Annotated in this window: 12 protein-coding genes, 1 tRNA gene and 1 pseudogene; 2 read left to right on the forward strand and 12 right to left on the reverse strand. The window is 72.2% G+C overall.

The window, feature by feature from the left end:
• Window positions 1–172: 172 nt before the first annotated feature.
• Window positions 173–394, forward strand: a complete 222-nt coding sequence (locus MLV88_RS15200) for an anti-sigma factor family protein (protein WP_242340331.1) — start codon at window positions 173–175, stop codon at window positions 392–394.
• Between the two features lie 12 nt (window positions 395–406).
• Here MLV88_RS15200 and MLV88_RS15205 read toward each other — a convergent pair whose 3' ends face one another.
• The gene (locus MLV88_RS15205; protein ID WP_255821495.1) at window positions 407–757 is read right to left on the reverse strand and encodes a rhodanese-like domain-containing protein; all 351 of its coding nucleotides are present in this window, start codon (window positions 755–757) and stop codon (window positions 407–409) included.
• 126 nt (window positions 758–883) lie between these two features.
• Between MLV88_RS15205 and MLV88_RS15210 the strand changes: the two genes are divergently transcribed.
• Complete coding sequence (locus MLV88_RS15210) at window positions 884–2,251, forward strand: FAD-dependent oxidoreductase (RefSeq protein WP_242340332.1); 1,368 nt, start codon at window positions 884–886, stop codon at window positions 2,249–2,251.
• Window positions 2,252–2,305: 54 nt separating this feature from the next.
• Here the strand turns inward: MLV88_RS15210 and MLV88_RS15215 are convergent, their stop codons facing one another.
• The 11 genes and pseudogenes from MLV88_RS15215 to hisA all read right to left on the reverse strand — a co-directional run bounded on the left by MLV88_RS15215 (window position 2,306) and on the right by hisA (window position 11,315).
• Window positions 2,306–3,067 carry a ribonuclease HI family protein gene (locus tag MLV88_RS15215; protein ID WP_242340333.1) on the reverse strand — a complete coding sequence of 254 codons (762 nt, stop codon included), beginning with the start codon at window positions 3,065–3,067 and terminating at the stop codon, window positions 2,306–2,308.
• Between the two features lie 8 nt (window positions 3,068–3,075).
• The gene (locus tag MLV88_RS15220) at window positions 3,076–3,816 is read right to left on the reverse strand and encodes a zinc ribbon domain-containing protein (protein WP_242340334.1); all 741 of its coding nucleotides are present in this window, start codon (window positions 3,814–3,816) and stop codon (window positions 3,076–3,078) included.
• A 21-nt stretch (window positions 3,817–3,837) separates the two neighbouring features.
• Window positions 3,838–3,910: transfer RNA gene (locus MLV88_RS15225), tRNA-Ile, on the reverse strand.
• A gap of 38 nt (window positions 3,911–3,948) precedes the next feature.
• Window positions 3,949–6,408, reverse strand: a complete 2,460-nt coding sequence (rpoD, locus tag MLV88_RS15230; protein ID WP_242340335.1) for an RNA polymerase sigma factor RpoD — start codon at window positions 6,406–6,408, stop codon at window positions 3,949–3,951.
• Entirely contained in the window at window positions 6,405–8,279 is a 1,875-nt protein-coding gene (gene dnaG / locus MLV88_RS15235; protein WP_243337887.1) for a DNA primase, read from the reverse strand. Before dnaG ends, rpoD begins: the two co-directional genes overlap by 4 nt.
• Before the next feature lie 51 nt (window positions 8,280–8,330).
• Window positions 8,331–8,780, reverse strand: a complete 450-nt coding sequence (locus MLV88_RS15240; protein ID WP_242340337.1) for a GatB/YqeY domain-containing protein — start codon at window positions 8,778–8,780, stop codon at window positions 8,331–8,333.
• A gap of 20 nt (window positions 8,781–8,800) precedes the next feature.
• Window positions 8,801–8,995, reverse strand: coding sequence for a 30S ribosomal protein S21 (gene rpsU / locus MLV88_RS15245; protein ID WP_242340338.1), 195 nt, complete (start codon window positions 8,993–8,995; stop codon window positions 8,801–8,803).
• Between the two features lie 132 nt (window positions 8,996–9,127).
• Window positions 9,128–9,469 (reverse strand): phosphoribosyl-ATP diphosphatase, encoded by a 342-nt coding sequence (gene hisE / locus MLV88_RS15250; protein WP_242340339.1) that lies wholly within the window; start codon window positions 9,467–9,469, stop codon window positions 9,128–9,130.
• A gap of 53 nt (window positions 9,470–9,522) precedes the next feature.
• Window positions 9,523–9,831, reverse strand: a pseudogene (locus tag MLV88_RS15255) (phosphoribosyl-AMP cyclohydrolase); the annotation flags it as partial.
• Window positions 9,828–10,589, reverse strand: a complete 762-nt coding sequence (gene hisF, locus MLV88_RS15260; protein WP_242340340.1) for an imidazole glycerol phosphate synthase subunit HisF — start codon at window positions 10,587–10,589, stop codon at window positions 9,828–9,830. The gene hisF and the pseudogene MLV88_RS15255, both read right to left, overlap by 4 nt.
• Window positions 10,590–10,598: 9 nt before the next feature.
• A complete protein-coding gene (gene hisA, locus MLV88_RS15265) occupies window positions 10,599–11,315 on the reverse strand; it encodes a 1-(5-phosphoribosyl)-5-[(5-phosphoribosylamino)methylideneamino]imidazole-4-carboxamide isomerase (protein ID WP_242340341.1) in 717 nt (238 codons plus the stop codon).
• Between the last annotated feature and the right edge of the window lie 3 nt (window positions 11,316–11,318).

Here is an 11,318-nt window from a genome sequence, read left to right on the forward strand (position 1 = left end):
GCGGGCCCGGGGCCGCCGGGGGGGGGGGCTCGGCCGCCCCGCGGCCGCCGCCCCGGCGGGCTCGCTTCGCTCGCCTGTTAGCGAATCATGATCGGCCGTTTAGCCCCCGCAGGGCCTGGCTCCAGGCCGCGGCGCGGGGCTCGTACGTGGCGAGTCACGGGAGGTGCCCGCCATGCTCTCCGGCACGCTCGCCCCGCTGCGCTGCGACGAGCTCTCAGAACGGCTCTCCGAGCTGATCGACGGAGAGCGCGATCCTGCCGTCCTGGTCCGCGTCAGGCTCCACGTCGCCCGCTGTCCCCCGTGCGCGCGGCTCGCGCTCGAGCTGCTCGCCACCGTCGAGGCGATGCACGGGCTCTCCCGGCTCGTACGCCCGCCGCCGAGCGCGCTTCATTAGGCCGCTCGGGCGTCAGCGGCGGGACTCGGGCAGCCGCGCCGCGCGCCACGCCAGCATGCCGCCCGCGAGCTGTACGGCGTCGAAGCCGCGCTCTCGCAGCAGGCGGACCGCGGGCGGGCTGCGGTGCGCGGACAGGCAGATCGCGACGACGGGGCGCGCGCGATCCAGCGCGAGCGCCTCCAGCCCCGAGACGAGCGCCGTGATGGGGACGTTCACGGCTCCGCGGATGTGCCCCGCCGCGAACTCCGCCGCCGAGCGGACGTCGAGGAGGTGCGGCGCAGGCTTCTTCGAGATCCGGTCGTTCAGCTCGTGCGCCGCGATCTCCGGGACGCGCCCGAAGGGAAACCACCAGGGGAGCTTCATGCCGCCATGAGAGCCGCGCCGTCGCGGGCGGGTTCGGCGGCCGCCATCCGCGGCCGCCATCCGGGCGAGGCTCGCCCTCCCGGCGAACCGGCGCGCGTGCCGGCTGGCTCGCACGGGGGAGGGGCCATGGCACGAATCGTGGTCATCGGCGGCGTCGCGGCGGGCATGAGCGCCGCGAGCCAGGCGAAGCGCCGCGCGCCGGAGGCGGAGGTCGTGGTGCTCGAGCGCGGACCCCACGTCTCCTACGGCGCGTGCGGCATGCCCTACAACCTCCTCGACCCGTCCCGGCCGATCGAGGACCTCGTGGTGATCACGCCGGAGCGCTTCCGCCGCGAGCGCGGGATCGACGTCCGCACCGGGCACGCGGCGACCGGGATCGACGTGGAGCGCCGCGTCGTGCACGGGCGCGACCTCGCGTCCGGTCGCCCCTACGAGCTCCACTACGACGCGCTCGTGATCGCGACCGGTGCGCGCGCCGTCCGGCCGCCGCTGCCGGGGATGGAGCTCCCCGGCGTGTTCGTGCTGCGCGAGCTCACCGACGGCGCCGCGATGAAGCGCTTCCTCGCGGAGGCCGCGCCGCGGCGCGCGGTGATCGTCGGCGCCGGGTACGTCGGCATGGAGATGGCGGAGGCGCTGCGCGCGCGGGGCCTCGAGGTCACGGTGCTCGAGAAGCTCGAAGAGCTGCTGCCCGGCTTCGCACGCCCGCTGGTGGACGAGGTCGCGGCCGAGCTCGGGCGGCACGGGGTCGAGGCCCACACCGGCCTCGCGGTCCAGGAGATCCGGCGCGAGGGCCGAGGCCTCGTCGTGGCGACCGATCGCGGCGCGTTCCCGGCCGAGCTCGTGCTCGTCTCCGTCGGCGTGCGCCCGAACACCGCGCTCGCGCAGGCGGCGGGGATCGTCCTCGGCGCGAGCGGCGCGATCGCCGTCGACGACGCGCAACGGACGAGCGCGCCCGCGGTGTGGGCGGCGGGCGACTGCGCGGAGGCGCGGCACCTCGTCACCGCCCGCCCCGCGTGGATCCCGCTCGGGACGACCGCGAACAAGCAGGGCAAGGTGGCCGGCGCGAACGCCGCCGGCGCGGACGAGCGGTTCGGCGGGATCGTCGGGAGCGCTGCGTTCAAGGTCTTCGGGCTGGAGGTGGGGCGGACCGGGCTCGGCCCCGCGGACGCGAGCCGCTCGGGCCTCGACTTCGTCACCGCCACCTCGACGCACCGCAGCCGCGGTCACGCCTACCCCGGCGCGAGCACGCTCACCACGGTGCTCGTCGCGGAGCGCGGGTCCGGGCGGCTGCTGGGGGCCCAGCTGGTCGGCGCCGAGGGCGTCACGGGCCGCGTCGACGTGCTCGCGACGGCGCTCACCGCCCGGATGACGGTCTCCGACCTGGAGCAGCTCGATCTCGCCTACGCACCCCCGCTCGCTCCGGTGTACGACCCCATCCTCGTCGCGGCCGGCGTGACCGCGAAGGAGCTCGCGAAGGGCCGCCGGCCCTCCTGACGTCAGGGGCGCGCGAGGCCGCCGCCGTGGGGGCGGGAGGGTGCACCGCAGCGGCTACAGCCGCTCGTCGATGGCGCGATTCGACATCGCGTCCGCCTGCCCGTTCTCCTCGCGCGGGATGTGGCGGACCTGGATCCAGCTGAAGCCCTTGAGGAGCGCCTGCGCCTCGTCGTGGAGCGGCTTCAGGTGCTCGGCCTTCACGGCGTAGTCGCCGGCGAGCTGCTTCACGAGCAGCTCGGAGTCGGCGAACACCTCGAGCTCCTTGATGCCCATCGCCTTCGCGCGCCGGAGCCCGAGGATGAGCCCCATGTACTCGGCGACGTTGTTCGTGGACTCGCCGAGGAACTTGCCGACCTTCGCGACGATGTGGCCGTCGGGGCTCACGATCACGGCGCCGGCGCCGGCCGGGCCGGGGTTGCCGCGCGCCGCGCCGTCGGTGAAGAGCCGGGTGCGCTTCTCGCGCTCCTCGACCACGGCCGCCGCGGCCTGGGCCGCCTCGCGCTCCGCCTGAGCGGCGCGCTCGCGGCGGCGCTGCTCGCGCTCCGCCTTCGAGAGGTCCATCGCCTCGTCGAGCTCCGCGGCGGAGCGGGCCGCCGCCTTCTCGACGTCGGTCTGCTTGCGGACCTTGATGCCCTTCGAGCCGCCGGGGGCGGCGGCCTCTCGCGCCTTCTCCGCCTCCTCGATGCGATCGGCGGCGGCGTCGATGAGCTTGCCGAGGGTGTCGCGGTCGTACCCCGAGTAGCGCTGGAGCGTCCGGGGGAGCTGCTCGTTCGCGGCGATGAAGCGGAGGAGCTCGGCCAGGACGGACTTCGCCACGGGGCGCCCTAGGCCGGCGACGGCGCCGGCGGGTTCACCGCGTCGGCCGAGTAGATGATGCGGTGGCAGTTGGGGCAGGTCTCGATCGAGTTCGCCCGCTGCAGCGTGATGGCGAGCTGCGGGGGGATGTTCCGGTGGCAGCCCTTGCACGTCATGCCGACCACCGGCGCGACCGCGACGCCCGCCCGGCGCCGCTTGATGTTCTCGTACTTCGCGAGGAGGCCCGGGTCGACCTTCTTCGCGGCCTCGGCGCGGCGCGCGTCGAGCTCGCGGAGCTTCTCCTCGGCGGCCGCGGTGTGCTGGTCGAGCTCCTGCAGCTCGCCCTGCGCCGCGAGCTCACGCTCGGAGAGCGCGTCCGCCTTCGCGTCGAGCGTCTTGCGGATCTCGCCCGCCTGGGCGGTGAGCTCCTTCACGTGATCGCTCTGCGTCTCGTTCGACTTCTTCGCGATGTCGATCTCGCGGGACAGCGCGGCGTACTCGCGGGGCGTCTTGATCTCGCCGAGCCGGCCCTCCCACTTCTTGACCTTGTCGCGCTCCATCCCGAGGAGGCTGTCGAGCTGGCGCCGCTCGCGCTCGTTGCCCTCGAGGCGCAGCTTCTCGTCGTCGTAGGCCTTGCGGGCCTCGACGATCGCCGCCTCCACGGCCGTCCTCTTCGCGGGGATGGCGCCGAGCGCTCCCCGGACCTCGTTGGATTCGAGATCGATCTGCTGCAGCTCTTCCAGCGCCTTCAGCTTCTCACGCAACGACAAGGCTCTCGCTCCCTCGAATGATGGGCCCACCAGGATTCGAACCTGGATCGAATCGGTTATGAGCCGACCGCTCTGACCGTTGAGCTATGGGCCCAGGGTCCCAGCAGGCACCGTCTACCACATCACGACGACCTAGTTCTCCACGAAGCTCTTCAGCCGCTTGGAGCGGCTCGGGTGACGCAGCTTCCGGAGCGCCTTCGCCTCGATCTGGCGGATGCGCTCGCGGGTCACCTCGAAGTCCTGACCGACCTCCTCGAGCGTGTGATCGCTCTTCTCGCCGATGCCGAAGCGCATGCGCAGGACCTTCTCCTCGCGCGGCGTCAGCGTGGCGAGCACCTTCCGAGTCTGCTCGGCCAGGTTCATGTTGATGACCGCGTCGGACGGCGAGACGAGCGACTTGTCCTCGATGAAGTCCCCGAGGTGGCTGTCCTCCTCCTCGCCGATCGGCGTCTCCAGGCTGATGGGCTCCTTCGCGATCTTGAGGACCTTGCGGACCTTGTCGAGCGGGAGCTCCATCTTCTCCGCGATCTCCTCGGGCGTCGGCTCGCGGCCGAGCTCCTGCACGAGGTAGCGGCTCGTCCGGATGAGCTTGTTGATCGTCTCGATCATGTGGACCGGGATGCGGATCGTCCGCGCCTGGTCGGCGATGGCGCGCGTGATCGCCTGGCGGATCCACCACGTCGCGTAGGTCGAGAACTTGTAGCCGCGCTTGTACTCGAACTTGTCGACCGCCTTCATGAGGCCGATGTTGCCCTCCTGGATGAGATCCAGGAACTGCAGGCCGCGGTTCGTGTACTTCTTCGCGATCGACACGACGAGGCGCAGGTTCGCCTCGACGAGCTCGGTCTTCGCGCGCTCCGCCTTGTGCTCGCCGTCGCTGATCGTGCGGTAGGTGCGGCGGAGCTCGTCCACCGGGACCTCCGCCTCCTCCTGCACGCGCAGCATCTTGCGGTAGGCCGAGCGCACGGTGCGGTCGAGCTCCTCGACCTCCTCCGCCGAGCAGGCGAGCTTCTTCGCGAGCTTCTTGCGCGCGCCCTCGTCCTCGCGGGCCTCGCGCAGCAGGCGCCGGAGCTCGCGCACCGGCACGGACGTCGCGCGCTCGCAGTCGGCGAGCTCGCGCTCCGCCTCCTCCACGCGCTTGATGAAGCCCTTGAGGCGCAGGACGATCCGGTCGATCTGCTTCTTGTTGAGCTGGATCGCCTCGAGGTGCTCCATCATCTCGCCCTCGATCGCCTTGATCTCGGTGCGGAGCTCCTTGCGCTTCGGCTCGGACAGCTTCTTCGTCGCGAGCGTCTCCTTCACCTTCGCGACGTCGCCCTCGAGCTTGCGGATGAGGTCGATGTGCTTCAGCACGTGCTCGACCTTGCGCTCCTCCTCCTTCGGGATCTTCGGGCGCTCCGGCTCGGCGCCCTCGACCGGCGCGCCCTCGGCGACGGGGTCGGCGGCGACCTCGTCGCCCTCGACCTCGGCGCCGCCCTCGACCTCCGCCTCGAGCGACTCCTCCTCGCTCTCCTCCTCGCGCTCGGCCTGCTGCTCGTCGCCCGCGTCCTTGATGATCTCGCGGACCCGGATCTTGCCCTTGCGCAGCCGCTCGCCCAGCTCGAGGATCTCGCGGATCGCGATGCTCGACGAGAGCACCGCGGCGAGGATCTCCTTCTCGCCCTCCTCGATGCGCTTCGCGATCTCGACCTCGCCCTCGCGCGTGAGGAGCGACACCGACCCCATCTTCCGCAGGTACATGCGGACCGGGTCGTTCGACTTGCCGTAGCCGGCGTCCTCGTCCGGATCCTTCTCCTCCTCGACCTCCGCCTTGCCCTCGGGCTCCGGCGGCTTGTCGGGGAGCTTCATCTTCTTCTCGGCGCCGTCCACGACCTCGATGTCGTGCTCGCCGAACATCGACATGACGTCGTCGATCTGCTCGGAGCCGATGTCGGACGGGAGGGCGTCGTTCACCTCGTCGTAGGTGAGGAAGCCCTTCTCGCGGCCGCGCGCCATGAGCGCCTTCACCTCGGACCGCTCGGTGATGTCGCTCATGTCGTCCTGCGGCAGATCCTCGTCGAGGTCGTCGTCGTCGGCGGCGGCCTCGGCCTCCTCGCCCTCCTCCAGCCCGTCGGCCTCCGCCTCGTCGAACGGCACCGCGGCCTTCCGGAGCTTCGGCCCCTTGGTCTTGGGCGCGGGGCCGGCCTCGACGGCCGCGGCCGCGTCGAGCTTCTTCTTCGGGGCCTTCTCGGCCTTCTCCGCCTTCTCGGGGGGGCGCGCCGCGACCTTGTCGGCCCGCTGCGGGGGCGCCGCCTTCTCGGCCTTGCGCGCGTGCGCCGCCTTCTCGGCCTTCGCCGGGGGACGGGCAGCCTTCGCCGCCGGCTTCGCGGCGGGCTTGGCCTTCACGGCCTTCGCGAGCCGCTCCTTCTCCCGCGGCGACGGCTTCGCCTTCGTACGGGCGACAGCCTTCTTGAGCGGCTTCTTCGCGGCCTTCGTGGTCATGTGCTTCGGCTCCTTCAACGGCTCGGCTGCTCGAGGTGGCGCTTCCTTAACGTGCCTGGGGCGGGCGAGCCCGGCGAACTTCCCTAGAATGCTCCGCAGCTTGCGTTTCATCCGCTGCGCTCCAGCGACTGCAGCCGGCGCTGCAGGTCCCGCTTCTGGTTGACGAGCCGCTGGTAGCGGGTCGAGAGGTCGTCGACGGAGGCGCTCCCCGCCCTGGCGACCCGCTTCTCCGCCTCACCCATCTCCAACCCCAGCCGCTCCAGCTTCGATTTCACCGCCGCCTTCCGCAGCTCGGTCACGGCGCCCTCCACCGGAGGCCGCGCCGGCCCGACGATGTCCCGGACGCGCCGGAACGCGTCCTCGTCCCCCGCTGCGCGCACACGCGCCAGCGCCGCGTCGAGCGGCATCGGCTCGCGGATGAGATCCCGCGCGAGCTCGGCGAGGGGCCCTGGGGGCATGAGCCCGGGCAGCCCCTCCTCCTCCGCGACACCGGCCAGCTCGGCCGGAAACGCCACCAGCAGCCCCAGGGCGTCGGCGGCGGGCCCCGGAAGGAGCAGCTTCACCCGGCTCGCCGGGGCCGTCCTCGCGGGGGGCCTCGGCGGCACGGGCGCCGCTTCCGGGCGGGCGGGCGCTTGCCTCCTCGGCTGCTCCCCCTCGAGCTCGGCCCGGAGCGCGCCCAGGTCGAGGTCGAGCCGCTTCGCGATCGCGTCCTCGAAGACAGAACGCGCGAGACCCTCCGGCATCATCCGCACGAATGGCGTGAGCTCGCGGACGGCGGCGAGCTTCGCCTCCAGGGCGGCGTCCCGCGGGGCGCCCCCGCACGCCCGCTCGACGGCCCTGTCGATGAGGTGCTCGGAGAGCGGCGTCGCCTTGGCGAGCAGCGCCTCCATCCCCGCCCGCCCGTGGGCGCGCGCGTACTCGTCCGGATCGGTCTTGCCGCCCTGCGACGGCAGGAGGGCGACCTTGCCCGAGACGCCCGCCGGGAAGAGCGCCGCCGCCGCCTTGGCGGGGGCGGCGAGGCCGGCGACGTCGCCGTCGAAGAGGATCGTCACCTCGCGGCAGTCGCACCGACCGAGCAGCTCGACGTGCTCCGCCGTCAGCGCCGTGCCGCAGACCGCCACCGCGTTCGCGATCCCCGCCTGGTGGAGCCCGATCACGTCGAAGTAGCCCTCGACCAGCACGGCGGTGCGCGTCTTGCGGATGCTCTCGCGCGCGAGCTCCAGCCCGTAGAGGACCTTCGACTTCTTGTAGAGGGGGGTCTCCGGCGTGTTGATGTACTTCGCCCCGGCCTTGTCGGAGGCCTCGCCGGGCATGACGCGGCCGCCGAAGCCGATGACCTGCCCGTCCATGCCGGCGATGGGGAACATGAGGCGGTTGCGGAACCGGTCGTAGGCCCCACCCTTCTCCTTCTCGACGAGCAGCCCGGCGCGCAGGAGCGCGTCGGGGCCGATGCCCTTCTCCGCGACCCGCGGCACGAGGTCGCCCCAGCCGTCCGCGGAGATCCCGATCCGGAACCGCCGGATCGCCTCCTCGCCGATGCCGCGCTCCTCGAGGTAGCGCCGCGCCTGCGCGCCGAACCGGCTCTGCAGGCGCGCAGCCCAGTAGCGAGCGGCCGCGTCGCACGCCGCGAGCACCTCGTTGCGCTCCTTGCGGCGCCGCCGGGCCTCGGCGCTGTCCTCCTCCGCCGCCTCGGGGATCTCGACGCCCACCTCCTGCGCGAGCGCCTTCACCACCTCGGGGAACTCCTTGCCCTCGAGCCGCTGCAAGAAAGAGAACACGTCGCCGTACGCGCCACAGCCATAGCACTTGAAGTGCTTGTCCTCCGGGTAGACGTGGAAGCTCGGCGTGCGCTCCCCGTGGAAGACGCAGCAGCCCTTCCACGTCCGTCCGGACCTCTTGAGCTCCACGTGGCGGCCGATCACCGCCACGACGTCGACGCGATCCCGGACCTGCTCGATGAGCGCCTCGGGGATCAGGAGCATCCTCTTCGATGCGGATGCGCGCCCGTCCGCGCACCCGGCGGAACGTGAGCGCTACTTCGCGGCGAGGCGCGCCTTCACCATGTCGCTGACCGTCTTCCCCTCCGCCCGCCCCTGGACCTCCGGCAGGAGGGCCTTCATCACCGCCCCCATGTCCTTCGGCCCCTGCGCCCCCGTCTTCTGGATCGCGGCGTCCACCTTCGCGCGCAGCTCGTCCTCGCCGAGCTGTGCGGGCAGGTAGCCCTGGAGGACGAGGATCTCGGCCTCCTCCTTGTCCGCGAGGTCCGCGCGGTTGCCGGCGCGGTACTGCTCGACCGAGTCGCGGCGCCGCTTGATCTCGGTGGCGATGACGGCCAGCACGCCCGCGTCGTCGAGCGGCTTCATCACCTCGATCTCGCGGTACTTGATGGCGCTCTTCAGCATCCGGATCACGCTGAGCTTCGGCGCGTCCTTGTCCCGCATCGCGGCCTTCATGTCCGCGTCGAGCGTCTCCTTGAGCGCCATCGTCGACCCCTCCCGAGCGACTAGAAGGTCTTGCGCATCTTCTTCATCGCGCGCTTCTTGGCGGCGAGGGCCTTCTTCTTGCGCTTCACGGACGGCTTCTCGTAGTGCTCGCGCTTGCGGATCTCCGAGAGGATCCCCGCCTTCTCGCACTGCTTCTTGAAGCGCTTCATCGCATTCTCGAAGGACTCGCCGTCCTTGACGCGCACGCCGGTCATCCAGTTCGTCTCCGCTCTCTGTTTACTTCGATCTCGGGTTTACCGCCGAAACGCAAAACGAGCCGGGCACCCTCGGACGCCCGGCCCTCCGTGCGGCTGAGGGGCGGCTATTAGACGAAATCCTCACCCCTGTCAAGGGGTTCCGCCCCCGCCGGCCTTCTGCCGGCGAGGCCCGCCGTGGCGCCGCTCGAGCACCGCGTACACCTCCGCAGGCGTCACGTCCGCCGCCGAGAGGAGCACGTAGAGGTGATACAGCAGATCGGCCGCCTCATGGGCGACGTGGTCCTTCGTGTCCCGGCCGGCCTCGAGCGCCTGGTGGGCCTCGTTCACCTCGTACGCTTCCTCGATGATCTTCCGGCGGATGCGGGACGGGTTCGAGAGGAGCTGCCGGGTGTAGCTCTCGGTCGCGCCGAGGTCGGCCTTGCGCGACTCGATGGTCGCCCAGAGCTGGGCGAGGAAGCGTTCGTCTGCCATGGGATCTCCAGTATCTCCGAGAAGCAGCTCCGGGCGCCGGTGTGGCACGCGGGCCCGGTCTGCCGGACCACGTAGAGGACGGTGTCCCCGTCGCAGTCGAGCGCCATCGACCGGGTCTCCTGCACGTGGCCGCTCGTGTCGCCCTTCACCCAGATGGACTGCCGGCTTCGAGACCAGTACGTCGCCCGCCCGGTGCGAGCCGTGGCGAGCAGCGCCTCGCGGTTCGCCCAGGCGACCATGAGGACCGTCCCGTCCTCCTCCTGAGCGACCACCGGCACGAGCCCGCGATCGTCGAACTTCACCCGCCCGAGGAGCGCCTCGAGCGCGGCCGGGTCCGCGACGGGCGCCACGGGCCGCGTCACGGACGCACCTCGATGCCGCGCTCGCGCAGGTACGCCTTGGCTTCCTGCACGGTGTGCTGCCCGTCGTGGAAGATCGACGCGGCGAGCGCGGCGTCGGCGATCCGCAAACCCTCGGCGAGGTGCTCGAGGGTGCCGACGCCCCCGGAGGCGATCACCGGGATGGTCACCGCCTCGCACACGCGCTCGAGGAGCTCGAGGTCGTAGCCCGCCCGCGTCCCGTCCCGGTCCATGCTGGTGAGGAGCAGCTCTCCCGCCCCGCGCCGCGCGACCTCGCGCGCCCAGGCGACGCCCTCGAGCCCGGTCGGACGGCTCCCGCCCGCCACGTAGACCTCCCACTCCTGCGGCGAGGTGTGGGGCCGGCGCTTCACGTCGATGGCGACCACGAGCGCCTGCGCGCCCGCGATGCGCGACAGCCGGTCGACGAGCGACGGGTCCTTCACCGCCGCCGAGTTCACGGAGACCTTGTCCGCCCCGGCGTGGAGGAGCGCGACGAACTCCTCCTCGCTCCGCACGCCGCCGCCGACGGTGAGCGGCGCGAACACGCGCGCGGCGGTGCGGGTGACGAGGTCGAGCAGCGTCCCGCGGTTCTCCTGGGTGGCGGCGATGTCGAGGTAGGTGACCTCGTCGGCGCCCTGCGCGTCGTAGCGCTGCGCCGCCTCGACCGGGTCGCCGGCGTCGCGGAGGTTCTCGAACTTGACGCCCTTCACGACGCGGCCGCCCTTCACGTCGAGGCAGGGGATGATGCGCTTCGCGGGCATGTCCGGATCCTAGGAGACCGCCGCGGCGATCGCCGCCGCGAGATCGATGCGGCGCTCGTAGAGCGCCTTGCCGACGATGACGCCCGCGAGGCCGGCCGCGCGGCACGCCTCGACGTCCGCGAGGCTCGCGACGCCGCCCGAGGCGACCACCGGGATCCCTGCCTCCGCCTGGATGCGCGCCGCGCCGGCCGCGTCGACGCCGGTGAACATCCCGTCCCGCGCGACGTCGGTGTACTCCACGAGGCCGACCCCCGCCGCCTTCACGCGGCGCGCGACGTCCACCGCGGAGAGCCCCGTCCCCTCGAGCCAGCCGGCGATCTTCACCTCGCCGTTCCGGGCGTCGATCCCGGTGCGCACCCTGCCCGGGAACCGCTGGCAGGCCTGCTCGACGAGCCCGAGCCGCTCGACCGCCGCGGTCCCGAGCACCACGTAGCGGACGCCGAGCGCGAGCACCTTCTCGATGTCGGGGAGCGACCGGAGGCCGCCGCCGAGCTCCACCTCGAGCCCCGGCACCTCGCAGATGGCGCGCACCGCGTCGAGGTTGACCGGCCAGCCGGCCTTCGCGCCGTCGAGATCCACGACGTGGAGGAGCGTCGCCCCGGCGCTCGCGAACTCCGCCGCCTTGTCGGCGGGCCGCCGGGCGTAGACCGTCTTCGTCGCGAAGTCGCCCTTCTCGAGCCGGACGGCCTCGCCGTCCATGAGGTCGATCGCGGGGATGACGAGCATGGC

This window comes from Anaeromyxobacter soli (assembly GCF_022808855.1).
GTDB lineage: Bacteria > Myxococcota > Myxococcia > Myxococcales > Anaeromyxobacteraceae > Anaeromyxobacter > Anaeromyxobacter soli.